Genomic DNA, 25911 nt, shown 5'->3' on the forward strand with positions numbered 1-25911 from the left:
CCCGCACGACCGGGCGACCGTCGGCTGGCGGAGGGTTGTGTCGACCTTGATCGATGAGTAACGTCACGCACTGATGTGACTACTCAGCGTCATGGCAGGAGATGTTCCACATGACTCAGTCCACGGAGACCGAACTGCCCCACTGGCCGCCGGTCAACTCCACCCGCAACCCGCTCACCCCCCTCGACGACGCCGAACGGCAGCGGTACGTCGGCCCGGTGACCCGGGTGCTGCTGCCCACCGGCATTACCGCCTGGCTGGTCAGCCGGCACACCGAGGTACGTCAACTGCTGCGCCACCCGGCGTTCAGCTCCGATCTCCACCGGCCCGGTTTTCCGCTGCTCCGCCCGCTGCCGCCCGAGGCGACGAGGGACCTCCGGGGCGCGTTCCTCCAGATGGACGGTGCGGCGCACACCCGGCTGCGGCGGATGCTCACCGCCGAGTTCATGATCAAGAATGTCCGCCGGATCGAGCCGCTGATCCACCGGACCATCGACGAGGCCCTGACCGACCTGGCCGCCGCCGGCCCCCCGGCCGACCTGGTGTCGACGGTCGCGCTGCCCGTGCCGTCCAAGGTGATCTGCCACCTACTCGGCGTCCCCTACGCCGATCACGACTTCTTCCAGTCCCGCAGCCGCCGCCTGCTCGACCGTCGGGTGCCCCCGGAGCAGCTCCAGCAGGCGGCCCAGGAGCTACGGGCATACCTCCGCTCGCTGATCGACGCCAAGCGGACCCGTCCCGACGACGGGGAGGACCTGCTCAGCCGGCTGGTCCGGGAGCGGGTCGAGCCGGGTGAGCTCGACGTCGACGAGTTGGTCGGGATGGCCCTGCTGTTGCTCATCGCCGGGCACGAGACCACCGCCAACATGCTCGGCCTGAGCGTCCTGCTGCTGACCCGCCACCCCGGGCGGTACGCGCTCCTGCGCGACCGGCCCGAGCTCGCGCCGGGGATGGTCGACGAGTTGCTGCGCTACCTCAGCATCGTCCGGACCGGACTGTTCCGGGTGGCCACCGAGGACGTCGAGATCGGTGGCCGGTCGATCCGGGCCGGCGAGGGGGTGATCGCCCTGATCTCCCTGGCCAACCGGGACGCCGAGGTCTTCGACGACCCCGACGGGTTCGACCCGTACCGGGAGGCCCAGCAGCACCTCGCCTTCGGGTTCGGGGTGCACCAGTGCATCGGGCAGCCCCTCGCCCGCGCCGAACTGCGCGTCACGCTGGTGGAGTTGGCCCGTCGCTTCCCCGACCTGCGGGTGACGGCGGACCCGCAGGAGCTGACCACCCGGGACGACTCGATCGTGTTCGGCCTCGACACCCTCCCGGTGACCTGGTGACGCCCGCACCACGGCAGTTGCGCGGGGAGACGACGCCGCGGGTGGCCGTCGACCGGGACCGCTGCTGCGGTGCGGGCAACTGCGTCCTGACCGCACCGGAGGTCTTCGACCAGGACGAGGCCGACGGCCTGGTGCTGCTGCGCGATCCCGCACCGCGTGCCGCGCTGCGGGATCGCGTCCAGCGGGCCGTCGAGCTCTGCCCGACGAACGCGATCCGGTGCGACTGACGCGATCCGGTGCGGCGGACGCGGTGGGCGGATGGACGTCTGCCCCGTCCATCCGACCGCGCGGGCCGGGTGCCCAGCCCCGTGACCCGGGCACCCGGCCGGCGGTCGATCAGGGCAGGAGTTCGATGTATCCGTCGGTGCCGTGCACGCGGATCTGCTGCCCGTCCGGGATCAGCCGGGTGGCGTCCACCACACCGACGACGGCTGGCAGACCGTACTCCCGGGCGATCACCGCGCCGTGGGTCATCAGGCCGCCGACCTCCGTCACCAGGCCGGCGACGGCGACGAACAGGGGCGTCCAGCTGGGATCGGTGTACGGCGTGACGAGGATGTCACCCGGTTCGAGATCGGCCCGCGCCACGTCCCGCACGACGCGGGCCCGGCCTTCGACGGTCCCGGCGGAGACCGCCAGGCCGATCAGCGCACCCACCGGCACGTCGTCGCGCCGGTACGCCCCGGCGACGATCTCGCCCTCGGAGGTGAGCACCCGGGGCGGGGTGAGCGCGTGGTAGGACCGGTGCTCCTCCATCCGTCGACGGATGAGCCGGTCATCGACGTGCCCGGTGCGGACGACCTCGTCGAGTTCGGGGAAGGTGAGGTACCAGATGTCCTCCCGGTCCCGGAGCACGCCGTTCGCCACCAGACGGTCGGCCTCGGGCAGCAGCGCCTGCTTGTACGCGAAGGTGCGGTTGACCATGCCGTACTTCGGATATTCGCGGTAGCCGACGAACGTCCGGGCCCGGTCGATCATCCGTTTGGTCTGCTCGGCCTTCCCCGCGCCGTCGTCAGGCAGTGCCCGCAGGCGCTCCAGCAGTTCGCGCTCCCTGTTCCGCGCCGTCCGCAGGCCCTGCGCGAAGTGCCGCTCGGCGGCCCCCGGGGCGAAGTTCCTGATGTTGCCCAGGATCACCGGGACCAGCATGGCGGGGCGTTCTCGCCACCGGGGCCGGGTGATGTCGATCTCGCCGACCCCCCGCATGCCGTATCTGTCGAGCCAGGACTCGATGGCCGCCCGGGCTTCCCGGCCCCCGGCGAGCGGGTCCATCCCGGCCAGGAGGTCGGCCGGTCCGCCAGGCCCATCGCGCTCTTCACGGGCCCCGTTGGTCCCGCCGTCGTCCGCCACGCGGTGCAGGAAGGCCACCACCTCCGGGTACGGCCGGATCGCGTCCGCGACGTCCAGCAGCGCCAGTCCCATCTCCGAGGTGATGTTGTGCGGGACGGACTGGGTGAGCGCGTCGGCGGCGTTCCGCTCGCCGAGCCACTCCTGAAGATGCTCGTTGAGCCACCAGACCGCCTCCATCCCGGCCATGATGACCGGGATGCTCCTCGGATCGATCATCATCCGGGTCAGCCGGGGGAAGTCGGTCCGGATGAAGTCGAGCAGTGCCGGCCCGGACTTCGTCCGGATGTCGCGGTGGAGGGCGGCGTTGGTGTCGTCGATCTGCCTGATCAGCTCGGCGACCAGCGCGGGATCGGTCTCGACGGGAGGTGCCGCCGGCCCGGGCGGCGGCCCGGCGGGGGCCTGGTCCGGCACCTCCCTGACGAAGTCGCCGCGCTCGACGACGGTCCGCAACGCGTCCCCGATCAGCGGATCGGATCTGCCCAGGGCCGCCAGCAGACCGGCGCGGCCGGCCGGCGACGCCAGCTCGGGGGTCACGTCGGCGAACAACCTGCCGGCGGCCTCGTACATGGGCCGGGCCGCGATCAGCTGGAACATCGAGAACCCGAGGGGCTTCATCGGGTCGGTCATCATCTGCTGGTGGCCCACGGAGACGTAGACGCGGTTGTCGGTGTCGTCGGCCACCGGCACGGGGAACAGCGTGGTGACCGGTCGACTCTGGACGATCTGGAAGTCGTCGTCGACGAGACACCACTCGATGTCCTGCGGGCGGCCGAAGTGCGCCTCGATCCGCCGGCCCAGCCGCACCAGCCGGACGACCTGCGGGTCGGTCAGCGCCGGTTGGCGCTGCCGCTGCGGGTCGATCGCCACCACCCGCGTCCCACCGGTCGTCGAGGCCCGCACGGCGTGGTGCTTGGCGGCGATGGTCCGGGCGACGACGCGGTCGTCGCGTATCCGGAAGACGTCCGCGTCGACCAGCCCGGAGACCAGGGCCTCGCCGAGGCCGAAGCCGGCCTCCACGAAGGCGACCCGGCGGTTGCCGGTGACGGGGTCGGCGGTGAACAGGACGCCCGCCGATCCGGCGGGGACCATCCGCTGGACGACCACCGCCATCGCGACCCGGCGGTGGTCGATGCCGTTGCGCTGGCGGTAGGTGACGGCCCGCTCGGTGAACAGGGAGGCCCAGCACCGGCTGATCTGCCGGAGGATCGCGGTCGGACCGAGCACGTTGAGGTAGCTGTCCTGCTGCCCCGCGAACGAGGCGGTCGGCAGGTCCTCCGCCGTCGCGCTGGACCGGACGGCGTACCCGACGTGCCCGCCGAGCAGGGCCAGGGCGCGGGTGATCTCCGTCGCCACGTCGTCGGGGACGGTGACCTCTTCGATGGTCCGGCGGACCTGTGCGCTGAGGGTGCCGATCGTCTCCCGGTCGGTGGGCGTCAGGCGGGCCAGTCGGTCGAGTTGCCCGTCGAGTGCCGGCGCCAGCGCGGTGACCCGCCGGAAGGCGTCCGTCGTCACGCAGAAGCCCTCCGGCACCCGGACACCGTCGATCCGGGTGAGGCCCGCGAGGTGTGCGCCCTTGCCGCCGACCACCGTCCGCTGCGTCGGGTCCACCTCACGCAGTCCCCGCACGTACCGCCCGCTCATCAGGACACCGCCCGGGCAGGCGGGCATCGTCGGATCGCGGCGACCGGGCGGGCAAGCGGCCTCGAATATGTCGTCGGGTACGTGGACATCGTTTCGCCTTCCGCTGGTGATTCGGTCGCCGGCGCACCATCGCGATGCATTTCCGCAGGTGGCGACCTCGGCTGACGATTCTGCGGGGTGACCCGGGTCTTGCGGCAAGTCCCCCCGTCCGCTATATGTTGAGGGAGGCAAGAAATAGTGCGCGCCGGAAATAGCGAAGGCGACCCGCGAGAACGCCTTTGTCGGGTCACCTGTCGGGTCGATCCGGGCGCGGTGCGACGCGATACGCCGTGACCGGCGCGACGGCCTCAGCCGATCAGCGCGGTGCCGTCCAGCCCTGCTCACGCAGTCGTTCGATACCGTCCAGCAGCAGGTCCAGGGCGAACTCGAACTGGTCGTCCCAGCCCTGCCCCACCACGGAGCCGTCGTCGTGCGAGGCCGCCGCGGCGATCTCGGCGACGTGCGGGAACCGGAGCGCGACCTCCGGCGGTAGCGGCGCGGACGGTTGCGGCGCGGACGGCCCACCGGAGACGTTGACCCTCACGGACGTGGACGTGCCCACCGCCGACGAGGTGCTCGTGCGGGTCGAGGCCGCCGCGCTCAACGCGTACGACTGGCACGTGATGCGGGGCGATCCCCGGATGGCGCGGTTGGCCCTGGGCCCGACGCGGCCCCGGGCCCGCATCCGGGGTCGCGACTTCGCCGGCCGGGTCGAGGCCGTCGGCGTCGACGTGCGGCAACCACGTCCTGGTGACAGCGTGTTCGGCGACCTCGGAGACGCCAACGGCGCGTTCGCCGAATATGTGTGCGTCCCCGCCGGCCTGGTCGCGCCAATGCCGGTGAACCTGACCGCACCGCAGGCGGCAGCCCTGCCGTTGGCCGGCGTGACCGCGCTCCAGGGGCTGCGCGACGCGGGACGGGTCGGACCGGGCCAGCGCGTGCTCGTCAACGGCGCCTCCGGCGGCGTCGGCACCCTGGCCGTCCAACTCGCCAGGGCGCTCGGCGCGACCGTGACCGGGGTGTGCAGCACCCGCAACGTCGACCTGGTCCGCTCGCTCGGCGCCGATCACGTGGTCGACTACACCCGGGAGGACTTCACCCACGGCGTCCGCCACGACGTGCTGTTCGACCTGGTCGGCAACCGTTCCCTCACCGCGCTGCGACGGGCCCTGACCCCGACCGGGACGCTGGTGCTCTCCGGCGGCGGCGTGTACCGGGGCGGCAGCCTCCTCGGGCCGGTCCGGCTCCTCGCCCGGGGGCGGCTGCTGGCCCCCTTCGTCCGGCAGCGCATCGTCAGCCTGACGGCGACCCCAGGCCGGGAGCACCTCGACACGCTCCGCGCCCACGCCGAGGCCGGCCGCCTCACGCCGGTCATCGACCGGACCTATCCGTTGTCCGAGGTGCCCCGGGCCATCGGCTATCTCGAAGGCGAACACGCCCGCGCGAAGGTGGTCATCACCGTCTGACCGGCCCGGCATCCCCGTGAACGGCCCGGCCGATCCCGCCGGACTCCCGATTCCTCGGTCAAGCGCCCCCGGCTCAGAGTTTCGTCAATATCACCTGTCAATCAGCTGGCAATGGTGGAAGCGCTTCGATTTCCTGCCTCAGCACTGTCGGCGAGAGGTGAATCTCATTTACCATCGTCGATGCTAAGCCTCGTTCATCCGCCGTTCACCTTGCCGACGGCCAAGCTTCGAGGCACCCGCACCGCGCCCGGGCCCAGCGCACCCCCACCCTGCCCGCACCGAGGAACAGGACCCCCATGAAAGCCACCGCACGCCGCACCACCGTCCTGGCCGGACTCACCGCCACCCTGCTGGCCGGCCCGCTCGCCGTGGCCGCCGTCGCCGCCGCCGCGACCGCCACGATCACCCTCAACGGCTCCAGCGCGAGCGTCACCGGCAGCAACGTCACCGTCGCCGGCAGCGCCGTCACCATCACCGCGCCGGGCTCCTACGAGATCAGGGGCACGCTGAACAACGGCTCCGTCAAGGTCGACACCGCCGTCACCGGCACCGTGGAACTCATCCTCGCCGGCGCCTCGATCACCAACTCCACCTCCTCACCGCTGTACGTGACCAACGCCAGCGCGGTCACCGTCACGCTGGCCGCGGGCACGAGCAACAACCTCACCGACGCGGCGACGTACACCAACACCGGCGAGCCGGACTCGGCCCTGTTCAGCGCCGCGGACCTGACCATCGGCGGCACCGGCTCGTTGACCGTGCGCGCCAACTACGCCGACGGCATCGTCAGCAAGGACGATCTGGTCATCCAGTCCGGCACCATCACCGTGAACGCGGTGGACGACGCGATCCGGGGCAAGGACTCGCTCACCGTCAACGGCGGCAAGATCAGCGTGACGTCGTCCGGCGGCGACGGGCTCAAGTCCAACGACACCGAGGCCGGCAAGGGCGTGCTCACCATCACCAACGGCACGATCACGGCCTCGGTCGCCGACGACGCCATCAAGGGTGAGAACGTGCTCAACATCTCCGGCGGCACCATCAACGTCACCCGGTCCTACGAGGCGTTGGAGGGGCTCCGGACCACCATCAGCGGCGGCAACATCACCGTCGTGGCCAGCGACGACGCGATCAACGCCGCCGAGGAGGGCCTCGGTCACATGGAGCCGTCCGCGATCGCGTTCATCAAGGTCACCGGCGGCACGGTGGTGGCCACCGGCGGCACGGACGGCTTCGACTCCAACGGGTCGCTCACCTTCGCCGGTGGCACCGTGGTGGCCCGGGGCTCCAGCACCCGGGGCGGCGGCGAGGGCGCGATCGACGCCGACGGGACGATCGCCTTCACCGGCGGCACGGTGGTGGGCGCCGCGCTGACCTCGCTGGCCGTGTTCCAGGCGGTGCCGAACACCGGCCAGGGCTGGGTGGCCCCCCGGTTCAACGCCAACCTGGCCACCAACACCATCGTGCACGTCGTCTCCGGCAGCACGGTGCTGGGCTCGTACCGGACCTCGGCCACCGTCCGGGAGGTCGTCTTCTCGTCCAACCGGATCACCAACGGCCAGCGGTACGACATCTACACCGGCGGCAGCGTGACCGGCACCAACGTCGGCGGTCTCTACACCGGCGGCAGCATCACCGGCGCCACCCGGGTGCTGACCGGCGTCACCGCCGGCCGGTACGGGCGGTTCTGAGTCCTCGGATTCCCCGGTTCCGGCCCGTCGGGCCGGAACCGGGCCCCGGGGGCGCGGCTCACGCCGTCCGCCGGGATCCGCCGGCCCGCCCAGGTGCGGTGCGGACGCTGCGAACCCCCGGTTCGACGGCGTCCACCGTCGACGCCGGGCTCGCGGGTGCACCACTGCCAGATCTGATGCCCATCCGCCGGACGCCGTGCACTGGAAGACGGCTGGCGGACACCCCAAGGAGCAAATATGTCGCGCTTGGTCCTGGCCGGAATGGACCTGGTCGCCGTGGTCCTGCTGGTCTTCGCGCTGTACTTCCCGCGCCACCGACGGCGGGATCTGGTGGTGGCCTACCTCGGCGTCAACGTCGGCGTCTTCGCCGTGGCCAGCTCACTCAGCAGCAGCACCGTCGGCGCCGGGCTCGGACTGGGGCTCTTCGGGGTGCTGTCGATCATTCGGCTCCGCTCCACGGAACTCGACCAGCACGAGGTGGCGTACTACTTCTCGGCGCTCGCGCTCGGCATCCTCGGCCCGCTCTCCGGCACCTCGGTCTGGATGGTCGGCGCCCTGACCGCGCTGATCCTCGCGGTGATGTTCGTCGGGGACCACCCCCGGCTGCTCCGCCGCTACCGACGGCACGTCATCGTGCTGGACAGCGCGGTCACCGACTCGGTCGCCCTCACCGCGCACCTGGAACAGTTGCTCGGCGCACGGGTGCACAACGTCAACGTCGAGCGGGTCGACCTGGTCAACGACACGACGGTCGTCGACGTCCGCTACTCGCGGCCCCGGGTGCCCGCCACCGGCGGACGACGGCCGGTGGACGCGGGTGCCGCACGATGACCACCCTCGACCCGCCCACCACGGCGCTGGCCCCGCTCACGCCGATCGGGCTCACGGAGCTGACCGAACGCGCCGCGCTGCAGACCCGGTTCGACCGCAAGTACCTCCTGCCGGTCGCCGAGATACCGCACCTGCTCGCCGGGCTCGACCGCACCGACCAGGTGCTGGAGATCGACGGCAGGCGGGCCTTCCGCTACGAGTCGATCTATTTCGACACCGCCGATCTCGTCAGCTTCCGACTCACCGCCCGCCGACGCCGCCGCCGGTTCAAGATCAGGACGCGGACCTACCTCGACTCGGGCCTCTGCTGGCTGGAGGTGAAGACGGAGGGCACCCGTGGCGGCACGGTCAAGGAGCGGCTGCCCTACCGCCTCGACGACAGCGGCACCCTCACCCCCGGGCGGCCGTTCGTCGACGGGGTGCTCGCGGCGCTCAGCAGCGGCCCCGCCCTGACCTTCTCGCCGACCCTCACCACCAGCTACCTGCGCAGCACGCTCTATCTACCGGCTACCGCGAGCCGGGCGACCATCGACGTCGCGCTGCGCTGGGAGGACCACCGGGGTCGTCGGTTGGCGCTGCCGGAACTGGCCATCATCGAGACGAAGACCGGTTCCACCGCCTCACACGTCGACCGACTGCTCTGGCGGCAGGGTCACCGCCCGGTGGCCATCTCCAAGTACGCGACCGGGCTGGCCGCGCTCGACCCCGAACTGCCCGCCGGGCGCTGGCGACGCACCCTGAGACGGCACTTCCACCCCACATCCCACGCTGGCCGGGACGCGGAACCGGGGCCGTCTCACCGAGGCGGTGCCGGAGGTGACCCCCGGGTCACCTCCGGCGGCTGCGGGGGCAGCCGTAACGCGTACCCGACGCCCCGGACGGTGTGAATCAGGGGCGGGTCCCAGCGGTCGACCTTCCTCCGCAGGCAGTAGACGTACGACTCGACGATCCGGCCGTCGCCACCGAACCGGTAGTTCCACACCCCGTCGAGGATCTGCGCCTTGCTGACCACCCGGCCCGCGTTGGCGAGCAGGAACCGCAGCAGGTTGAACTCGGTGGGCGACAGCGGCACCAGGTGCCCGCCCCGGCGTACCTCGTGGGCCTCCTCGTCCAGTTCCAGGTCGGCGTAGCGCAGCCGCCCGCCGTCCTGCACGCCCTGATCCACCTGGCAGCGCCGCAGGACCGCCCGCACCCGGAGCACCAGCTCCTCCAGGCTGAACGGCTTGGTGACGTAGTCGTCGGCCCCGGCGGTGAGCCCGGCGATGCGGTCCGCCAGATCGTCGCGGGCGGTGAGGAACAGCACCGGCACGGCCGGGCCGGGACCGGCGCGCAGGCTCCGCGCGACCTGGAAACCGTCCAGGTCCGGCAGCATCACGTCGAGCACCACCAGGTGCGGGTCGAAGTCCGCCGCCAGGACCAGCGCCTCCCGGCCACCGCAGGCCACCCGGACCTCGAAGTCGTGCATTCCCAGCGTCGCCGAGAGCAGCACTCGGAGATGGGGATCATCGTCCACGACGAGCACCCTGGGCATCGGTGAGGTCACGCGCCGTTCGTACGGGACATTGTGGAAAGTGACCTCGCCGTCAGCTGTGGTTCAGCTGTGAACACCCTGTCGCCGACGACCGGCCGGTCACCCGTGGCCGCCCCGCAGTCGGTGGGGCGGGCCGGCCACGGGACCGGCGGCGCTACCGCTTCGCAGCCCAGAGGACGTAGACCGCGCCGTACGGCACCGCCCTCGTCGTACCGTCGGTGCAGGCGCCGGCCGGGGCCGCACCGCCGGAGGTCAGCAGGCGGCTGATGTACGCGACGTTGCTGAGACTGCCGACACCCGAGTGGGAGTCCACCGTCAGCAGCAGTTCGGGGATCGTTCCCGGACGGGCGCTCTCTGCGGTCTTCTTCGCCGTGACCAGGGAACCGTCGCGCTCGGACTGCCAACTCGGGCCCTTGAAGTGGTGGACCCGACCACCTGTGCCGACCAGCTGCGCCTCCGGCACGGACGCACCGGTGAACACGCCGCCGGCACAGGTGTAGGTCTGGGTGCCACGGGTCACGACGTACGCGCCGACGGGGCGGGAGCCGGCCGGCGGGGCGATCGCCGGAGTGATGCGCGGGATGTCGACCCGGCGGGCGTCGGCACCCACGGCGGCCGGCGCGGCCACCTCGGCGGCGGACGCCTGATGGGTCACCGCGCCGATCACCGCCACGACGCCGGCCATGCCGACGGCCGCGAGCGCGCGGACCCGGGAGCGAGGCGTGCTGAGCATCCGATTCCTCCGTCCAGGTAGGCGGAACTGCCCACCTGGACCTACACGGACAGAGAGCACGCATCGATCAATATGGCGTCGAATTTCATCGATTGTTCACCTCGGTCGGTCCCGGCTTGTCGGCGGGTGCCACCCATCAGACGTGCCGAGGCCGCCCACCCGTCGTGCCGGTGGGTAGGCGGCCTCCGCGCTCAGGGGCTGGTGCAGGTCGGCGACGGGCTGGTCGGCGTCCCGGTGCCGAGGAAGCCGAAGGTCGTCGAGGTGCCCGGTGCGAGCGCGCCGTTGTAGGAGGCGTCGCGGACGGTCGCGGTCGCGCCGCTGGTGCTCAGGGTGCCGTTCCAGACCTGGCTGATGCCCTGGCCGCCCCCCAGCTCCCAGCGGGCGGTCCAGCCGTTGACGGCGGTGCTGCCGGCGGTCACCGTGACCTCGGCCTGGAAGCCACCGGCCCACGAGTTGACGGTGCGGTAGGTCGCGGTGCAGGCGGTGCCGGCGGGCGGCGGGGTGGTCGTGGGCGGCGGAGTGGTCGGTGGCGGCGTCGTGGGGGGCGGCGTCGTGGGGGGCGGCGTCGTGGGCGGCGGCGTCGTGGGCGGCGGCGTCGTGGGAGGCGGCGTCGTGGGAGGCGGAGTGGTGGGGGGCGGGGTCGTCGGTCCGCCCGGCGGCACCAGGGGGCAGGTGGAGCTGTACCGGGAGACGCCGGTGCTGTCCGCCAGCGGGCAGAGGAACTGGGTGTAGCGGGTGTCGTTGTCCAGGAAGATCTTGAGCCAGGGAATCAGGAGCCGCATCTCGGTCGGATTGGACCGGGTGAACGACAGGTGGTCGTTACCGGCCAACTCCGCCCAGGCGTGCTCCACCCCGGCCGGCAGCGTGTTGTAGATGCCCTGCACGTACGAGGGCGTGACGGTGCCGTCGTTCTGGCCCGACAGGAGCAGGGTGGGGACCTGGGTGGTGGACATGTTCAGGTTGTTTCCGGGCGTACCGGGGGCGAGGCCGACCGCGGTCTTCAACGACGGCCGCCGCAGCGCCGCCAGCAGGGTCCCGGCCCCGCCCGCGGAGTGGCCCATCACGCTGAGCCGGTTGGCGTCCACCCGGTTGCGCACCGGGCTGGTCCGGGTGAGGTAGTCCAGCGCCGCGAGCAACTGGGTGGCGCGGGCGTCGGCACCGTCGGTACGGCTGTTGGTCTCGATCCCGAGCACCACGAATCCGAAGGACGCCAGCCAGGGGCCCATCCAGGCCTCCTCGTTGGCGAACAGCGCGGAGTAACCGGGGACGATCGCCACCGCGCCCCAGGTGCCCAGGCTGGTGTCGGTGGGATAGTAGACGAACCCGCCGTTGAAGCCGTTGCCCGCCGGCACGGTCGCCTGCGTCGTGGCGAACGGTCCCCGGGTGGCGGCGACGCTCGCCGGGGTCGGGTCGGGACCCCGCTGGTACGGGTTGTCCGCCGCCACCGCGTCCCGGGGCGTGGCTGACACCGCCAGGCCGAGGACCACCGCGAGCCCGGCGGTCAGCCAGCGGACGGCCCGGCTCCGGCGTACGGACGGTGTACGGCGTCCGGCCCCCCGGGGCGGGTTCTGCGCTGTTGGCAGCTTCACTTCTGGTTCCTCCTTGCCTCGGGCGGGCCGGCGTGGGTCACCGTCGGCTCCACTGCTGGTTGGCCTGCCCGGAGCAGGTCCAGAGGACGAGCTTCGTGCCGTTGGCGGTGCCCTGGCTGGCGGCGTCCAGGCAGAGGCCGGACTGCACGCCGGTGATGGTGCCGTTGGCGTTGACGTTCCACTGCTGGTTGGTGCCGCCGTGGCAGTCGTAGGTGGTGACCTGCGTGCCCGGGGTGGTGCCGTAGCCCGCCGCGTCCAGGCACTTGGTGCCCAGGACGGTCAGCGCCCGGCCGGAGGTGTAGGTCCACTGCTGGTTGGTGCCGCCGTGGCAGTCCCAGAGCTGCACCTGGAGCCCGTTGGTGGCGGCGGAGCCAGGCACGTCGACGCACCGGCCCGACGGGGTGCCCACGATCGCGGCGGTCTGCCCGCCGCTGTTCCCCGGGTTGCCGATGCTGCCGGGCACCGACTGCAACGCGCTGTACCAGCGGGCGGCCATCTTGTCGTAGCCGCCGGCGGTGGGGTGGATGCCGTCGATCAGGTCGGCGGTGGTGATGGCGCTGTGCATGTCGACCAGGCGCACCCGCTTGCCGGCGCTCACCTTGCTCGACACGATGCCGGGGATCGCCGCGTTGAAGGTGCGGACGGCCGCTTCCTGGTTGCTGTTGGACAGCGGGATGAGCTGCGCCACGAACACCTCGGCGGTGGGTGCGGTGGCGGTGATCCGGTCGATCAGGGTGGAGAGCCGGTTCGGCGCGGTGCTCACGTTGTAGTTCTGCAGGATGTCGTTGGTGCCGATGTGCAGCAGCACGGTCTGCGGCCGTTGGGTGTTCAGCCAGCCGACGATGTTCGCGTCGATCTGGTCGATGCGCCAGCCGGGATGCCCCTGGTGGTCGTGGTCACCCAGGCTGGCCGGCCCGTTGAACTGCGAGCCGACGAAGTCGATCGTGTAGCGGCCGCTGGCGAGACGCTGCCAGAGCCCGATGCGGTATCCGCCCGGCACCTGGGTGCCCTCGGTGATGGAGTCGCCGAGGGGCATCACGCGTACCCCGCCGTTGGACTCGGCCTGAGCGGGGCCGGTCGGTGTCACCACCCCGGCGATCATGACGCCGAGTGCGGCGATCGCCGCGAGCCATCTTGCCCTTGTTCGCATAGCTTTCTCCCATGAATGGTCGAACCGATGCCGGCAACGCCCCGAGTGTTAACGATAACAACGATACTTGTAAATTTTTGTCGCTGATTCAGCACCCGTCAACCCTCACCGGCGGGTGGTCGGCGCGGTGGCATGGCCGACCGGCCGGTAGGCCGTGGCAGCCGAGCCGACCACTCACCTGCCGGAAGGCGTCTCAGGCCACAGAGAAGGTCACGGTGCCGGTGTAGCTGCCGACCACGGCCGCGAGAGGTAGCTGGACGGAGACGACGGGATCCCAGGTGGCGGAGTTGGATCCCCGCCCGCCGGTGAGGGTGAAGGCGGTGCGTTCCACATCGAGGGTCTGCGCGTCCTGCGGGGTGGGTTGACCCGAGGTGAAGGTACCGATACCGGTGGTCGACGTGGCCGGCCCCGACCAGTAAAACACGTTGACGTTCGCGATGGTCTGCACCGGGCTGCCGGTGGTGACGAAGTCCGTCGCGACGACCGTCGCCGTCCAGGCAGCGACCGAGAGCAGACGATCGTCGGTCACCGTCACCGACCCCAGGTTGGCGGAGACGGCACTGCCGGGAGCACCGCCACCCAGGTCGGCCGTCTCCGGCGCAGTGATCGACAGCTCACCCGGCACGGCGCAGCTCGACCGGGTGATCGTGCTGGTGTCCAGGGTGACCGCGCCGTTGATCGCCATCGTCCGGCCGTCGACCACCAGCCCGGCACCGACGGTGATCGACGTAAAGGCGAGGATGTCGCCCCGCAGGGTGGAATTGGCGCCGAGGGTGGCCGAACTGCCGACCTGCCAGAAGACATTGCACGCCTGAGCGCCGTTGATCAGCTCAACCGCGCTGTCGGCGGCGGTGATGAGCGTGGAAGTGGCCTTGAAGATGAAGACCGCGTTCGGGTCGCCCTCGGCATCGAGGGTCAGCGTGCCGGCGATCCCGAAGGTGCCGCCGGCAGAGTTGTAGACGCCGGTGGTCCTGGTGGTTCCGCCGAGGCCGTCCGAGATGGTGTCCGTGGTGGTCCGCGTCAGGGCGTTGTCGTACGCGACAGCCAGGTCGGCCTGCGCCTGCACGGCGGGACCGTCGTTGGAGTGAATCGCACCGTTGATCTGGCCGGGTGGAAAGCCGGTCACGGCAGTACCCGGGCTCACTCCGAGGTCACCGGTGACTGCGGAGGCCCCGGTGTTCGTCACGGTCGTCCCGGCGAGGACCGCGAAGTCGGCGGCGGAGCCGAGCGGCACCGGTACGGTCTCCGCTCTCGCGCTCACCGGTGCGATCACATCGACCAGCAGCGTGGTCGCGCAGGTCAGGAGCAGCGCCAGAGCCGCCCGCCCCACGGCGGTGCGCCAGCGGCGGGCGACCGCCAGCCTGAGCCTTGTCACAGGTCCTCCTCCGAAACTCAGGCTCACCGTCGCTGACACCAGACCGATCAGCTACGCCGATCTGGGCGAATCAGGCGATGCGCCAATCTTTGAGCAATGTTCTCAAAATGGCGGTACGTTGCTGTTCGGGACGACGTCAAGACGGGGGTGGGGCAATGATCCGCCATGAAGTTCGGCCCGGCAGGTCCGCGCCCTGGTCGGTGCGGATCGCGGTCCTCGTGTTCTCCGCCCTGCTCACCGTCCCGGCCGTGGCGGCCCAGCCCGAGCGGTCGGATGCCGCGGCCTTAGCGGAGCCGGCGGCAAGCACCGGGGTAATGTTCGAAGTGGTACCGGCCCAGCCCACGGCGAGCCCGACCCAGCCGACGCCTGGCCCGACCCAGCCCACGGCGAGCCCGAGCCAACCGGCTGGTGGGCCCGACCAACCGGCTTCCCCGCCGCCCGGCGGGGAGCTTCCGCAGACCAGCCCGGACACCATCGGCCTCTTCCTCGCCTTGGGCGGTTCCGCCCTACTGCTCGGTGGTTACCTCTTGATGCGGAACCGCCGACCGGAATGATGCGGCAGTTCGGCCGACCGCCAGACGTCATTGACCTGGGAGAAGGACCGGACCCGGAAGAAAGGACCGGCCGCGCCGACCGGCGATCCCCGCCGACTCGGCGGGCTCATCCCACAGCCGCCGGTTGCCGGGACCGACGCTTCATGATCAGTGCCGCGAGGATCAGCAGCACGACCACCAGCGCACCAGCGATCGACCAGAGCGGCATCCAGCCGGACAGGATCGTGCCGGGCTTACCCACCTTCCCGCGGTCCGGGAACTCGATGCTCCTCGTCACGCTTCGCTTCACCATCCCGCTTTCCAGGTCGGCCACGATCTTCCACGGCCCGTTCGGCAGTTCCTTGGGCAGCCGGACCACGACCCCACCCGAGTCGCCAGGTGACAGGGTGGTTCCCTCGACGATGTCGAACGGCCCCGCCTCCATGCCGCCGGGGCCCTCGGTGAGGTTGACCTTCCCGGTCAGGTCCAACGCCCGCTGGCCGGTGTTGTCGACCCCGATGGCGACCGAGGGCACGCCGTCCGGGTCCCGGGCCGGGACGAACTCACCGATGCGGAAGTCGGATGGCGGTTCGCCGCCCGCGCCGACGCTCAGGTAGACCCGGACACCAACCCGGTGGACCTGGGTGACGTTGCCGGAAGCCGTCGGCTTCGAGGTCGCTGACGCCCAGACGACGGCATACCGCTCACCGGACGACGCGTTCGCCGGGACCGCGATCGTGCCGGTGAACCGGGCCGAATCGCCCGGATCGAGGGTGAGCTGGTGGCGATCGAGCGAGATCCAGGAGGTCAGCTCGTTGGCCGTACGGCCCTCGCCGAAGGTGAATTTTTGTCCCTCGACCGTCGCAGCGGACGGATACAGGTCGATCCGCTGCTGCTCGTCGGAGGTGTTCCTCACCCGCATCTGCCGCTTGATCACGGAGCCGGGGGGCAGGTGGTCGACGATGTACCGGAGGGCTCGGGGGTCCGCCCGCCGGCTGACGGGCGCTTCCAACAGTTGGATCCCGATGCTGCCCTCGTCCGGGTCGGGCACGGCCTCGCTGGCCTGGGCGACCGGGCCCAGACCAACGAGGCACAGCAGCACCGGCACGACCCGTACGGCCGATCGGACCCACCGCTCACGCCACCGAATGCGTCACCGTTCCGGTGTAGATGCCGGCCTGGGAGTCCAGCGGAACGTTGACCACCAGGGTCGGGTTCCAGACCGCCGTGTTGTTACCCGTGCCACCGACGTGGGAGAAGGCGGTCAGCGGGGTCGTGGTGTCCAGCGGTTCCTGGTCGCCGGTGGTCGGCTGCTCCGGGGTGAAGGTGCCCGTGCCCGTGGTGGCGGTGGCCGCACCGGACCAGTAGTTGATCTCACTGGCGAGGACGGTTTCGGACGCGGTGCCACCGCCGGTCTGGAAGTCCGTCGAGACCACCGTCGCCACCCATGAGGCGTCGGCGGAGGCCCGGCCGTCGGTGACGGTGACCGAACCCAGCTGGCCGGTGATCGTGCCCCCCGGCGAGCCGGTGCCAAGGTCCGCCGTGGCGGGGGCATCGATGTCCAGGGTGCCGGCGAGCACCTCGAAGGTGACCGTCGTGGTGTCCGTCGGGGCAGCTGCGGCGGGCGCGGCGGCGAAGCCCACCATCGCGGCAACAGCAGCTGCCCCGACCAGGGAGATTCTGGTAGTACGCACGAATTCCACCTCACGTCTCTCGGATCACTGTGGTGCTGGCGCAGGCATGCGACCGACACACACGGACAATAAGGTTTCAAACGTCATCATGGCCGCAAAAGCGTACTTTTCTCCCCGGTGGGGAGGTGCCGTGGGCGGCGATCTTGTCGTAGCCGCCAGCGGTGGGGTGGATGCCGTCGATCAGGTCGGCGGTGCTGAGGGGCCCCGGATCACCGCCGCACCGGGCCAGGTCGGGCTCACCGACATCACCTAGCTGCCCGCCGAGATGACGTTGGCCGAGCCGATGCCGAAAGCTCGCGCAGTTCAAGCCGTTGGCTGCCGAGTCGCGGGAGCGGGCCTACCGCACCATCCGCGAGATGCACGCCGCAACCGAAGCCACCAGCTGACCGGCCCACCCGGCACCCCTGACGGACGGGGCGGCTGCGCCACACCGGCGGGCTGTCCCGTCCGTTCTCACGGCTGCGGCAGCGCCGCGTCGATGATCGCGGCCTGCTCGATCTCGTGCTGCTTGGCGGAGCCGACCGCCGGGGCGGCGGCGGCCGGGCGGGAGATACGGCGCAGCCGCACCCCGTCCAGGTGCTCCAACAGGTTGAGCGCCACGAACGACCAGGCGCCCTGGTTGGCCGGCTCCTCCTGCACCCAGGCGAAGTCCTCCGCGTGGGGATACCGGTCCAGCGCCGCCCGGAGCTCCTCGACCGGCAGTGGATAGAGCTGCTCCACCCGGATGACAGCGGTGTCCCCGATGCCGCGATCGGCGCGCGCCTGCACCAGGTCGTAGTAGACCTTGCCGGAGCAGAGCAGCACCCGCTTGACCGCCTCGGCGGGCAGCGACGCCGCACCCGGCCCGCCGTCGGCCAGCACCGGCTGGAACCCGCCCGTGGTGAAGTCGGCCACGTCCGAGACGCAGAGCTTGTGCCGCAGCAACGACTTCGGCGAGAGGACCACCAGCGGCTTTCGCCTGGTCGACAGGGCCTGCCGGCGCAGCAGGTGGAAGTAGTTGGCCGGGGTGCTGGGGATGGCGACCCGCATGTTGTCCTGCGCGCACAGTTGCAGGAAGCGCTCCGGCCGCCCGGACGAGTGGTCGGGGCCCTGCCCCTCCTGACCGTGTGGCAGCAGCAACACCAGTGCCGACCGCTGACCCCACTTGAGTTCACCGGAGGACAGGAACTCGTCGATGATGGACTGCGCGCCGTTGGCGAAGTCACCGAACTGTGCTTCCCAGAGCACCAACGCCTCGGGGTTCTCCACCGAGTAGCCGTACTCGAAGCCCATGGCGGCGTACTCGGACAGCAGTGAGTCGTGCACGAAGAACCGAGCGTCGCCGGTGGCCAGGCGGGACAGCGGCACGTCGTCCTGGCCGGTCTTCGAGTCGACGATCGCGGCGTGCCGCGAGGTGAACGTGCCGCGCCGGGAGTCCTGGCCGGCCAGCCGGACGGTGACGCCCTGGGCCAGCAGCGACCCGAACGCGACCAGCTCGCCGAAGCCCCAGTCGATGCCGCCCTCGACGCCCATCCGGGCCCGCCGCTGCAACACCTGCTGGACCCGCTTGTGCGGGGTGAAGCCCGCCGGGAGCTGCAGGTGAGCCTCCCCGACCGCGCGTACCACGGCGGCGTCGACGGCGGTCTCGACCTGCGGGTCGGGCTGCGCGCCCCCGGGGCGCCGCGTGCGGGGCGGCGCGACGGCCGCGTCCCGGCTGGCCGCGAAGACCCGCTCCAGCTCCGCCTGGTATTCGCGGAGCTGCTGCTGGGCGGCGTCGACGGTGATGTCGCCCCGGCCGATCAGCTCCTCGGTGTAGAGCTTCCGGACGCTGCGCTTGGCGTCGATGATCTCGTACATCCGGGGGTTGGTCATCGACGGGTCGTCGCCCTCGTTGTGTCCTCGGCGGCGGTAGCAGACCAGGTCGATCACCACGTCCTTGTGGAACGCCTGGCGGTACTCGAAGGCCAGCCGGGCGACCCGGATGACCGCCTCCGGGTCGTCGCCGTTGACGTGGAAGATCGGCGCCTGGATCATCCGGGCCACGTCGGTGGAGTAGAGCGACGAGCGGCTGTACTCCGGGGCGGTGGTGAAACCGACCTGGTTGTTGACCACCACGTGCACGGTGCCACCGGTGCGGTAACCGCGCAGCTGGGACAGGTTGAGCGTCTCGGCGACCACCCCCTGCCCGGCGAACGCGGCGTCGCCGTGGACCAGCACCGGCAGCACGGTGTAGCCCTCCAGCCCCAGGTCGAGCCGATCCTGCTTGGCCCGGACGATCCCCTCCAGCACCGGGTCGACGGCCTCCAGGTGCGACGGGTTGGCGACCACGCTCACGGTGGTGGAGTGCTGACCGTCCGGGGTGGTGTATTTACCGGTCTGCCCGAGGTGGTACTTGACGTCGCCGGAGCCGTGCGCCGAATCCGGGTCCATCTGACCCTCGAACTCGTTGAAGATCTTCTCGTACGGCTTGCCGACGATGTTGGCGAGCACGTTGAGGCGCCCCCGGTGGGCCATCCCGATGACCAGCTCGGGGAAGCCGCCCTCGGCGCAGGCCCGGAGCACCTCGTCGAGCAGCGGGATCAGCGACTCGCCGCCCTCCAGCGAGAAGCGCCGCTGACCGACGTACTTGGTCTGCAGGAAGGTCTCGAACGCCTCGGCGGCGTTGAGCCGGTTGAGCAGGTGCTGCTGCTCCACCGGGTCCGGTTTGGTGTATCTGATCTCGATGCGCTCCTGGATCCAGCGGCGCTCCTCCGGCTCCTGGATGTGCATGTACTCGATGCCGACCCGGCGGCAGTAGGTGTCCCGCAGGACGCCCAGCACGTCGCGCAGCCGCATCTTCTGCCGGCCGGCGAAGCCGCCGACCGGAAACGTCCGGTCCAGGTCCCACAGGGTCAGGCCGTGTTGCAGGACGTCCAGGTCGGGGTGCCGACGGATCTCGAATTCGAGCGGGTCGGTGTCGGCCATCAGGTGCCCACGCACCCGGTAGGCGTGGATCAGCTCGACCACCCGGGCGGCCTTGTCGATCTGCCCCTCGGAGGTCCGGGCCACGTCCCGCATCCAGCGCACCGGCTCGTACGGGATCCGCAGCGAGGTGAAGATGTCGTCGTACAGGCCGTGCTCGCCGAGCAGCAGCTCGTGCACCGTCTTGAGGAACTCGCCGGACTGCGCACCCTGGATCACCCGGTGGTCGTAGGTGCTGGTCAACGTGGCGACCTTGCTGATGCCGTGGTCGGCCAGGGTCTCGTCGGACATGCCCGAGTACGGCGCCGGGTACTCCATCGCGCCGACGCCGATGATCGCGCTCTGGCCGGGCATCAGCCGGGGCACCGAGTGCACGGTGCCGATGCCACCCGGGTTGGTCAGCGACAGGGTGGTGCCGGCGTGGTCCTCCATGGTCAGCTCGCCCCGACGGGCCCGCCGCACCAGGTCCTCGTACGCCTGCCAGAACTGCCGGAAGTCCATACTTTCGCACTTCTTGACCGACGGCACGACCAGGGTGCGGGTGCCGTCCGGCCGGGCCAGGTCGATGGCGATACCGAGATTGACGTGCTCCGGCTGCACCAGTGCCGGCCGGCCGTCCACCTCGGCGTACGAGTTGTTCATCTCGGGGTGTGCGACGACCGCGCGGACCAACGCCCAGCCGATCAGGTGGGTGAAGCTGACCTTGCCACCCCGCCCCCGGGCGAGATGGTTGTTGATCACGATGCGGTTGTCGACCAGCAGCTTGGCCGGCACGGCGCGGACACTGGTGGCGGTCGGCACGTCGAGCGAGCTGTTCATGTTCTGCACGATGCGGGCCGCGACGCCCCGCAGCGGGACCGTACGCGCGGCGGTGGCCGGGCCACCCGCTGCACCGCTGCCGGACGTCGCCCTACCGGCCGCCCCGGTCCCGCCGGCTCGCCCACCGGACACCTCGACGCCGGACGCGGGAGTCGTCGTGGCCGCCACCGGAGCCTTCGCGCCGGACGCGGAGGACTTCCCGGCGGACGGGGACGACGCCGCCTTCGGGGCGGGCGTCGTGGCTGCCGGGACCGCCGACTTCGCGGCGGGTGCGGTGCCGCCGGTCGCGGTGGGCTTCCCCGCCTGGACGGCCGGCGGGGTCGGCGTGCCGGCCACGGTCGCCGCCTCCTCGCGGGTGCCTGCGGTCTTCACCACGCCCGGGGCGGTGACGTCGTCCGGCGGGACGGTCGGGCCCGCCCCCGGTCGGTAGTCGGCGAAGAAGTCGTGCCAGGCATGGTCGACGCTCGTCGGATCGGCCAGATAGCGCTGGTACATGTCGTCGACGATCCACTCGTTGGGACCGAAATCCGCGAGCGGATTGTCCTGCGAGGTCTGGTGGGTCGACACAGCCGGGTTCGCCTCTTTCACCACAGATCGACGGCACGCGACGATCTCGTCACGTGGGACGGAAACCACGTCCGATTCAGGCTACGCCGCCCGCTGTCGCCATTGTGGACACGACCACGGTCGGATTCGGGTCCGTACCGGCCGCCACCGCGCCCAGTTGGCCGCTCTCACGGGCCGTCTTCGGTCGGGACGGGTGCGGTGCGGTCGCCGACCGGATGGTCGGCGACCGCACCGCAGGTGGTGGGCGGTGGCGGCCCGGTGGCGTGTCATCCCGGCAGCCGGGACACCGCGCCGGTACGACGTCGACCCGGGCTACCTGCCCAGGGTCACCTTGAGGATCCGCTCGTTGCTGTTGTTCGGGACGCTGTCCTTGTCGCCACCGGTGCTCGTGGTCAGCCAGAGGTTCCCGTCGAGGGTCGGCTCGACGGTCCGCAGCCGGGAGTACGTGCCGACGAAGAACTGCTGCACGTCGGTGAGGGTGTTTCCACTGATCACCGCCCGGTACATCCGGTTGCCCCGCAGGCAGCCGAGATACAGCACGTCCCGGACGATGGCCAGGCCACTGCACGAGGCCTCGGCCACCGGATAGGTGCGGATGGGGGCGACGAAGCTCGGGTTGGTGCAGGAACCCACAGTGCCCTCGCAGGCCGGCCACCCGTAGTTGCCACCCCGGACGATGATGTTGGTTTCGTCCATGACGTTGTTGCCGAACTCCTGCGCGAAGAGCCGGCCCCGGGAGTCGAACGCCAGCCCCTGCGGGTTGCGGTGCCCGTAGCTCCAGACCGCGTTGCCGAACGGGTTGTCGGACGGCACGGTGCCGTCGGGGCGTACCCGCAGCACCTTGCCGCCCAGGTCGTTGACGTCTTGGGCGCGGTCCGGGCTCTGCCCGTCACCGGTGGCTGCGTAGAGCATCCCGTCCGGGCCGAAGCGCAGCCGCCCGCCGTTGTGGTACTTGTTACGCGGGATGCCGGTCACCAGCACCTGCACGCTGCCGGTCTGCAACGTCCCGTCGTACCGGATGCGGATGATCCGGTTGTCGGTCGTGGTGGTGTGGTAGATGTACAGCCACCGGTCGGTGGCGAAGCTCGACGACACGGCCAGGCCGAGCACCCCGCCCTCGCCGTTGGTGCCGGCGACGTTGGGCACCGTGCCGATGCTGCGCTTGTTGGTGCCGTCCGGGTTCATGGCGACGACGTCGAACAGGTCACGCCGGCCGTAGAGCACGGTGCCGTCGGGCAGTTGCACCAACCCCCACGGCAGGTCCCGCTCGGTGGTGACCACCGTCGTGCCGCAGACGGCGCTGGTGCAGGCCGACCCGGTGCGGACGGTCACCGCGCTGCTCGCCGTCGAGACGTTGCCCTGCGCGTCCCGGGCGACGACCGTGTAGCGGTAGTCGGTGGTAGCGGCCAGCCCGGTGTCGGTGAACGAGGTCGCGGGCGGGTTGCCGGCCGTGCCGGTGACGGAGCCGACCGTCACCCCGCCGCGCAGGATGTCGTACCGGGTGACCGCGACGTTGTCGGTGGACGCCGTCCAGGTCAGGGTGACGTCGGTGCCGTTGGCGGTGCCGGCGAGGTTGGTCGGGGTGGTGGGCCGCTGGGTGTCGGACTGGCAGAACGGCGGCGTCACGGAGAGCGTGGCACTGGCCTGCGACACGTTGCCGGCGGCGTCCCGGGCGTTGACGTACCACCCCCAGGTGACGCCCTGCGCGACGGTGAGCGTGGCGGTCAGGGTGCTGCCGGCGACCGAGGTGACCAGCTGGCCGTCATGGTAGATGTCGTAGTAGGCGACGCCGACGTCGTCCCGGGACGCGGCCCAGGTCAGCGTGACGGACTGACAGGTGAGCCTGCTGCTGCGCAGGTAGCTCGGCGCGGTGGGCGGCCGGGTGTCGGCGGCGAACGTGGCCCGGCCGGTGGTGACCGTGGTGGCCGGCGTCGTCGGCGGTCCGGCGCTGACCGGTGCGCCGGCCAGGACCGTGCAGGCGCTGGTCAGCAGGGCGAGGGTGGCATGACGAGGACTGATTCGCACGCGGTGCGTCCCTTTCTGGGAAACCTGGAGATCAGTACGGGTAGCCGGGCACGTTGAGCCGCACGCTGTACAGGCCGGAGTCGTTCGTGCGGCCCGAGGTGACGAAGAGGGTCCGCCGGTCGGACCCGCCGAACGCCACGTTGGTGGTGCCGCTGGAGCCGGACCGGATCGTGCCGAGCTGGTTGCCCGCCGGCGAATAGACGTGCACCAGCCCGTCGCCGCCCGACGTCCAGTACACGTTTCCGGCGCAGTCGATCGTGCCGCCGTCCGGGCCGCCGACGTAGTTGACGAACACGCTGCGGGGGCCGGTGCTGCCGTCGGGCTGGACGGCGTACTTGTAGATCTTGTTCTCGCCGTAGGCGCCCACGTAGAGGGTGCCGCCGTCCGGGGAGAGCGCGATGCCGTTGGGCTGGCGCAGCGCGTCGTCGACCAGCGACACCTGGCCGCCGGAGACCCGGAACACGCTGGTCCGCCCGCTCATCTGGTCGGGGCGGTTGCCGCGCTGGAAGTTGGGGTCGGTGAAGTAGACGACGCCGTCCGAGCGGACCGCGACGTCGTTCGGCGAGTTGAACGCCCGCCCCTGGTAGTTGCCGGCGACGACGCCCCGGGCCAGGTTGTCGAGCCGGTAGGTCGAGACGCTGCGCTGGTCGTGCGTCGCGGCGACGAGTTGCTGCCCGTCGGGGGTGAGCGCGAGCCCGTTGCTGCCCGCGTTGGGGAGGAACGTGTCGAAGGTGGCCGGCGGCGTGAACCGCCGGATCGTCGACGGCTGGACGTACTCCGACCCGGTGGCCGCGCCCATGTCGGAGAAGAGCAGGACGCCCCGGTCGGCGACCCAGACGGGCCCCTCCAGGAACGAGAACCCGCCGCGGAGCTTCGTGGCCACGACCGAGGTCGACGGCAGCGGCGGGCCGTACCCGGTGCCGGTGGGGCAGACGCCGGGCGGGGCACCGGGCGGGCCGGCCAGGGCGATGGGCTGCCCGGGGGACGACTGCGCGGCCCGCAGGGACGGTGCGGGTGCGGTGTCGGGGCCCGCCGGGACGGCGGCGGGCAGGGCGAGCAGGAGGCTGGCCAGCACGGTGGCGGCCGGTTGCAGGACCATCGGGAACTCCGATCGGCGAGCGGACCCGCCGTCGTCGGCGGTCGCGGGGTGGCACCGGCACTGATCTACCGGTATCGATGCATCATGGGCAGCATAATTTAGGAACCACCGCACCGCATGGGTGGCGATCCACCGATCCCGGCAATGATCCGGATTTCTCACTAAGATGCTGGTCAATGTGGTCGGATTGCCGGCCAGCCCCGGACACCCACCGCCGGAACGGTCCACATGCTGATCGGAGTCGGTCGATGGAACCCGCACGTCCATCCGGCCGCTCCGGCATCACCCGTCGTCGCCGCAGTGTCGACGCTTCTCCCCGGGCCACCGTGAAAGACTCGATTGTGGAGGCCGGCCGGGCCACGAAACGCACCGACGGTCCCGGTTCGCACCCGCCCTGCCGCGTAGCCGACACCCACGGAATCGACGTTTGGGAGCGCGCTCATCTACCCTCAGGACACATCCGTCCCACTGTCGTGGGCCGGTATCGGTTCGGCAGCCATGAGTGTCGCGGTCTCCCCGCCGAATGTGACCGACCATGGCCCTGTTCGGAGGGATCGAAGCGTTGACGAGCGACAAGGTGGCGCCGCCGGGCGTCGACACCACCCGGCCCAGCATCGCCCGGGTGTACGACTACTACCTCGGCGGCAAGGACAACTTCGCGGTCGACCGGCACGCCGCCCAGATGGCGATGCAGGTCACCCCGGACGGTCCGGAGGCGGGGCGGGCCTGCCGGGCCTTCCTGCGCCGATCGGTCCGCTACCTGGCCGCCGAAGCCGGCATCCGCCAGTTCCTCGACCTCGGCTCCGGGCTGCCCACCCGGGGCAACGTGCACGAGATCGCCCACCAGGTCGACCCGGACGCCCGGGTCGTCTACGTGGACAACGACCCGATGGCCCTCGCGCACGGCCGGGCCCTGCTCGCGGACGCCCGGACCACCACCGTGGTCGGCGCCGACGTCCGGCAGCCGGAGGAGTTGCTGGCCGAACTGCGCGAGCGCAAGCTGATCGACTTCGACCAGCCGGTCGGGCTGCTGCTCCTGGCGATCCTGCACCACCTGCACGACGACGACGACCCCACCGCCGTCGCCCGGCGGCTGATCGACGCCCTCCCCTCCGGCAGCTACCTGGCCATCTCGCACTTCTATGACCCGGGCGCGGCCCAGCCGGAGTTGTCCGAGAAGGCGCGGGCGGTGGAGAAGGTCTTCAACGAGACGCTGGGCACCGGCCGGTGGCGTACCCGTGACGAGATCCTGAGCTTCTTCGGCGACCTGGAGTTGCTCCCGCCCGGGTTGGTCCCGCTGGCCGAGTGGCACCCGGACGGCGAGGAGGACACCCGGCAGACCGCGACCTACCACACCATCGTCGGCGGGGTGGCCCGCAAGGCCTGAGCCCTCGCGGGCGCTCCCGCCAGCCGGCCCCGGGTCCGGGCGCTGCCGCCCGGCCCGGGTCGCCGCTGGTGCCCCTCGATGCCCCAGACCCGGCGTGGCCGGCGGCGGGGTCCGCGAGCC

General features: G+C 71.1%; 20 protein-coding genes and 1 pseudogene. 9 read left to right on the top strand and 12 right to left on the bottom strand.

All coding sequences use genetic code 11. The features are described 5' to 3' along the window. Positions 1 to 110 precede the first annotated feature (110 nt). Together ACQP1S_RS30530 and ACQP1S_RS30535 are read left to right on the top strand one after the other, a co-directional pair. Positions 111 to 1334, top strand: coding sequence for a cytochrome P450 (locus tag ACQP1S_RS30530; protein WP_432901408.1), 1224 nt, complete (start codon positions 111 to 113; stop codon positions 1332 to 1334). Then, positions 1331 to 1561, top strand: a complete 231-nt coding sequence (locus ACQP1S_RS30535) for a ferredoxin (protein WP_432901410.1) — start codon at positions 1331 to 1333, stop codon at positions 1559 to 1561. Before ACQP1S_RS30530 ends, ACQP1S_RS30535 begins: the two co-directional genes overlap by 4 nt. A 109-nt stretch (positions 1562 to 1670) precedes the next feature. On the opposite strand, the gene rph is transcribed toward ACQP1S_RS30535, so the two are convergent. Together rph and ACQP1S_RS30545 are read right to left on the bottom strand one after the other, a co-directional pair. Then, positions 1671 to 4322 (bottom strand): rifamycin-inactivating phosphotransferase, encoded by a 2652-nt coding sequence (gene rph, locus ACQP1S_RS30540; protein WP_432901412.1) that lies wholly within the window; start codon positions 4320 to 4322, stop codon positions 1671 to 1673. 355 nt (positions 4323 to 4677) lie between these two features. Further along, positions 4678 to 4884: pseudogene (locus ACQP1S_RS30545) on the bottom strand (TetR/AcrR family transcriptional regulator C-terminal domain-containing protein); the annotation flags it as partial. A gap of 25 nt (positions 4885 to 4909) precedes the next feature. Here ACQP1S_RS30545 and ACQP1S_RS30550 point away from each other — a divergent pair. The 4 genes from ACQP1S_RS30550 (at position 4910) to ACQP1S_RS30565 (ending at position 9236) form a co-directional block, all read left to right on the top strand. After that, the gene (locus ACQP1S_RS30550) at positions 4910 to 5827 is read left to right on the top strand and encodes an NAD(P)-dependent alcohol dehydrogenase (RefSeq protein WP_432901414.1); all 918 of its coding nucleotides are present in this window, start codon (positions 4910 to 4912) and stop codon (positions 5825 to 5827) included. 296 nt (positions 5828 to 6123) lie between these two features. Then, the gene (locus ACQP1S_RS30555; protein ID WP_432901416.1) at positions 6124 to 7518 is read left to right on the top strand and encodes a carbohydrate-binding domain-containing protein; all 1395 of its coding nucleotides are present in this window, start codon (positions 6124 to 6126) and stop codon (positions 7516 to 7518) included. Between the two features lie 237 nt (positions 7519 to 7755). Then, positions 7756 to 8349 (top strand): DUF4956 domain-containing protein, encoded by a 594-nt coding sequence (locus ACQP1S_RS30560; RefSeq protein WP_091252401.1) that lies wholly within the window; start codon positions 7756 to 7758, stop codon positions 8347 to 8349. Beyond that, positions 8346 to 9236 (top strand): polyphosphate polymerase domain-containing protein, encoded by an 891-nt coding sequence (locus tag ACQP1S_RS30565; RefSeq protein WP_432901418.1) that lies wholly within the window; start codon positions 8346 to 8348, stop codon positions 9234 to 9236. The genes ACQP1S_RS30560 and ACQP1S_RS30565 overlap by 4 nt, the downstream gene beginning before the upstream one ends. Here the strand turns inward: ACQP1S_RS30565 and ACQP1S_RS30570 are convergent. The 5 genes from ACQP1S_RS30570 to ACQP1S_RS30590 form a co-directional block, all read right to left on the bottom strand. Beyond that, complete coding sequence (locus ACQP1S_RS30570) at positions 9146 to 9880, bottom strand: response regulator transcription factor (protein ID WP_432908447.1); 735 nt, start codon at positions 9878 to 9880, stop codon at positions 9146 to 9148. The genes ACQP1S_RS30565 and ACQP1S_RS30570 overlap by 91 nt on opposite strands. A 154-nt stretch (positions 9881 to 10034) precedes the next feature. Further along, complete coding sequence (locus ACQP1S_RS30575; protein ID WP_432901420.1) at positions 10035 to 10613, bottom strand: DUF3455 domain-containing protein; 579 nt, start codon at positions 10611 to 10613, stop codon at positions 10035 to 10037. A 191-nt stretch (positions 10614 to 10804) separates the two neighbouring features. Then, positions 10805 to 12202, bottom strand: a complete 1398-nt coding sequence (locus tag ACQP1S_RS30580; RefSeq protein WP_432901422.1) for a cellulose binding domain-containing protein — start codon at positions 12200 to 12202, stop codon at positions 10805 to 10807. A gap of 37 nt (positions 12203 to 12239) precedes the next feature. After that, positions 12240 to 13352, bottom strand: a complete 1113-nt coding sequence (locus ACQP1S_RS30585) for a ricin-type beta-trefoil lectin domain protein (protein ID WP_432901424.1) — start codon at positions 13350 to 13352, stop codon at positions 12240 to 12242. Between the two features lie 193 nt (positions 13353 to 13545). Beyond that, complete coding sequence (locus ACQP1S_RS30590; RefSeq protein ID WP_432901426.1) at positions 13546 to 14727, bottom strand: ice-binding family protein; 1182 nt, start codon at positions 14725 to 14727, stop codon at positions 13546 to 13548. Positions 14728 to 15041: 314 nt separating this feature from the next. Here ACQP1S_RS30590 and ACQP1S_RS30595 point away from each other — a divergent pair, with 314 nt between their 5' ends. Continuing rightward, positions 15042 to 15281, top strand: a complete 240-nt coding sequence (locus ACQP1S_RS30595) for an LPXTG cell wall anchor domain-containing protein (protein WP_176739180.1) — start codon at positions 15042 to 15044, stop codon at positions 15279 to 15281. A 106-nt stretch (positions 15282 to 15387) separates the two neighbouring features. On the opposite strand, the gene ACQP1S_RS30600 is transcribed toward ACQP1S_RS30595, so the two are convergent. Further along, complete coding sequence (locus ACQP1S_RS30600) at positions 15388 to 16368, bottom strand: hypothetical protein (RefSeq protein ID WP_432901428.1); 981 nt, start codon at positions 16366 to 16368, stop codon at positions 15388 to 15390. Between the two features lie 28 nt (positions 16369 to 16396). Beyond that, positions 16397 to 16954 carry a hypothetical protein gene (locus ACQP1S_RS30605; RefSeq protein ID WP_432901430.1) on the bottom strand — a complete coding sequence of 186 codons (558 nt, stop codon included), beginning with the start codon at positions 16952 to 16954 and terminating at the stop codon, positions 16397 to 16399. Positions 16955 to 17084: 130 nt separating this feature from the next. Here ACQP1S_RS30605 and ACQP1S_RS30610 point away from each other — a divergent pair, with 130 nt between their 5' ends. Continuing rightward, complete coding sequence (locus ACQP1S_RS30610; protein WP_432901432.1) at positions 17085 to 17207, top strand: hypothetical protein; 123 nt, start codon at positions 17085 to 17087, stop codon at positions 17205 to 17207. 200 nt (positions 17208 to 17407) lie between these two features. Here the strand turns inward: ACQP1S_RS30610 and ACQP1S_RS30615 are convergent, their stop codons facing one another. The 3 genes from ACQP1S_RS30615 to ACQP1S_RS30625 all read right to left on the bottom strand — a co-directional run bounded on the left by ACQP1S_RS30615 (position 17408) and on the right by ACQP1S_RS30625 (position 24404). After that, on the bottom strand, positions 17408 to 21280 hold the full coding sequence (locus ACQP1S_RS30615) for a multifunctional oxoglutarate decarboxylase/oxoglutarate dehydrogenase thiamine pyrophosphate-binding subunit/dihydrolipoyllysine-residue succinyltransferase subunit (RefSeq protein WP_432901434.1): 3873 nt from the start codon (positions 21278 to 21280) through the stop codon (positions 17408 to 17410). Between the two features lie 312 nt (positions 21281 to 21592). Next, positions 21593 to 23305 (bottom strand): PQQ-dependent sugar dehydrogenase, encoded by a 1713-nt coding sequence (locus tag ACQP1S_RS30620; protein WP_432901436.1) that lies wholly within the window; start codon positions 23303 to 23305, stop codon positions 21593 to 21595. A 31-nt stretch (positions 23306 to 23336) separates the two neighbouring features. Then, positions 23337 to 24404, bottom strand: coding sequence for an SMP-30/gluconolactonase/LRE family protein (locus tag ACQP1S_RS30625; protein ID WP_432901438.1), 1068 nt, complete (start codon positions 24402 to 24404; stop codon positions 23337 to 23339). A gap of 535 nt (positions 24405 to 24939) precedes the next feature. Here ACQP1S_RS30625 and ACQP1S_RS30630 point away from each other — a divergent pair. Beyond that, positions 24940 to 25791 (top strand): SAM-dependent methyltransferase, encoded by an 852-nt coding sequence (locus ACQP1S_RS30630; protein WP_245722777.1) that lies wholly within the window; start codon positions 24940 to 24942, stop codon positions 25789 to 25791. Positions 25792 to 25911 lie beyond the last annotated feature (120 nt).

This window comes from Micromonospora matsumotoense, assembly GCF_050951065.1.
In the GTDB taxonomy this organism is placed as follows: Bacteria; Actinomycetota; Actinomycetes; order Mycobacteriales; family Micromonosporaceae; genus Micromonospora; species Micromonospora matsumotoensis.

Coding starts and splice junctions, on each gene's coding strand:
- ACQP1S_RS30565 (WP_432901418.1), top strand. CDS start 8,346: ATGACCACCCTCGACCCGCCCACCACGGCGCTGGCCCCGCTCACGCCG.
- ACQP1S_RS30585 (WP_432901424.1), bottom strand. CDS start 13,352: ATGCGAACAAGGGCAAGATGGCTCGCGGCGATCGCCGCACTCGGCGTC.
- ACQP1S_RS30560 (WP_091252401.1), top strand. CDS start 7,756: ATGTCGCGCTTGGTCCTGGCCGGAATGGACCTGGTCGCCGTGGTCCTG.
- ACQP1S_RS30570 (WP_432908447.1), bottom strand. CDS start 9,880: ATGCCCAGGGTGCTCGTCGTGGACGATGATCCCCATCTCCGAGTGCTG.
- ACQP1S_RS30555 (WP_432901416.1), top strand. CDS start 6,124: ATGAAAGCCACCGCACGCCGCACCACCGTCCTGGCCGGACTCACCGCC.
- ACQP1S_RS30625 (WP_432901438.1), bottom strand. CDS start 24,404: ATGGTCCTGCAACCGGCCGCCACCGTGCTGGCCAGCCTCCTGCTCGCC.
- ACQP1S_RS30595 (WP_176739180.1), top strand. CDS start 15,042: ATGTTCGAAGTGGTACCGGCCCAGCCCACGGCGAGCCCGACCCAGCCG.
- ACQP1S_RS30530 (WP_432901408.1), top strand. CDS start 111: ATGACTCAGTCCACGGAGACCGAACTGCCCCACTGGCCGCCGGTCAAC.
- ACQP1S_RS30630 (WP_245722777.1), top strand. CDS start 24,940: ATGGCCCTGTTCGGAGGGATCGAAGCGTTGACGAGCGACAAGGTGGCG.
- rph (WP_432901412.1), bottom strand. CDS start 4,322: ATGAGCGGGCGGTACGTGCGGGGACTGCGTGAGGTGGACCCGACGCAG.
- ACQP1S_RS30575 (WP_432901420.1), bottom strand. CDS start 10,613: ATGCTCAGCACGCCTCGCTCCCGGGTCCGCGCGCTCGCGGCCGTCGGC.